Genomic DNA, 1321 nt, shown 5'->3' with positions numbered 1-1321 from the left:
CAGGGTGCGGGAAAACCCCCTTCCGTCGGGCTGGCTGTCGTGATTCGATCCTGGGAGTGTTTTGGATTGGGGACGATGATGCGGGGCATGGACAATCGCAGTGACAGCCTGTTTTCGTATGTGAGCTGCGAGGCGCGCGTGCCTTCTGGTCACCCGTTGCGTCCGATCCGGGCGATGGTTGACGAGGTCCTGGAGGTTTTGTCGGCGGATTTTGAGGGGATGTATTCGAAAGTCGGTCGCCCGTCGATCCCGCCGGAGAAGCTGCTGCGGGCGCTGCTGTTACAGGCGTTTTATTCGATACGGTCGGAGCGGCAATTGATGGAGCAGATGGATTATAATCTTCTGTTCCGGTGGTTTGCAGGCCTGTCGATGGACGCGCCGATCTGGGATGTGACGGTGCTCACCAAGAACCGGGACCGTCTGCTGGCCGGGGATGTGGCGTCGAAATTCCTGGCGGCGGTGGTGGCACAGGCACAGGCGCGTAACCTTCTGTCGGATGAGCATTTTTCGGTGGATGGCACGCTGCTGGATGCCTGGGCCTCGATGAAGAGCTTCCGTCCCAAGGATGGCGGGGACGAGCCGCCGGGCCCGGGGCGCAATGCGGAGCGGGATTTCCGGGGCGAGAAGCGGTCGAACCAGACCCATGCCTCGACCACCGACCCCGACGCCAAGCTGTACCGCAAGGCCGATGGTCAGCCCTCGCGCCTAGCCTTCATGGGCCATGTGCTGATGGAGAACCGCAACGGCCTTGTGGTGGGGGCCATGGTCACCCAGGCCACGGGCACGGCCGAGCGCGAGGCCGCTCTGGCCCTGATCGACGACCTGAAGCCCAAGGGCCGCATCACGCTGGGGGCCGACAAGGCCTATGATCTCCGGGACTTCGTCAAGGACCTGCGCGACCGCAAGGTCACGCCCCACATCGCCCGCAACGAACAGCGCCGGGAAGACGGAACCTTACGGCGCAGCAGCGCCATCGACGGTCGCACCACCCGCCATCCCGGCTATGCCATCTCCCTGCGCATCCGCAAGCGCATCGAAGAGGTGTTCGGCTGGATCAAGGCCGCCGCCGGCCTGCGCAAAACCCGGCACAAGGGCACCGACCGCATCGACTGGGTCTTTGCCCTCAACGCCGCCGCTTACAACCTGATCAGGCTGCCCAAACTCATGCGGGCCGCCTGACAACGCCCGGATTCCGCCTCAAATCGGCGGAAACCGGCAAAAATGGCCGGAAACAAGGCCAATAACCCCGAAACCAGACGCCAAAACTGACCTGGTCGATGGGGAAAGGCGGCACGGAGATCGATTTTTCCGCACCCTGCTA

General features: G+C 63.4%; 1 protein-coding gene. It reads left to right on the top strand.

Going from position 1 to position 1321, the window contains the following annotated elements; all coding sequences use genetic code 11:
• Nucleotides 1-78: 78 nt before the first annotated feature.
• Nucleotides 79-1179, top strand: coding sequence for an IS5 family transposase (locus ACODSP_RS28180; RefSeq protein WP_488968821.1), 1101 nt, complete (start codon nt 79-81; stop codon nt 1177-1179).
• Nucleotides 1180-1321: the final 142 nt, after the last annotated feature.

It is taken from the genome of Niveispirillum sp. FG156, assembly GCF_057809555.1.
This window is presented reverse-complemented; position numbering and strand designations above follow the sequence as displayed.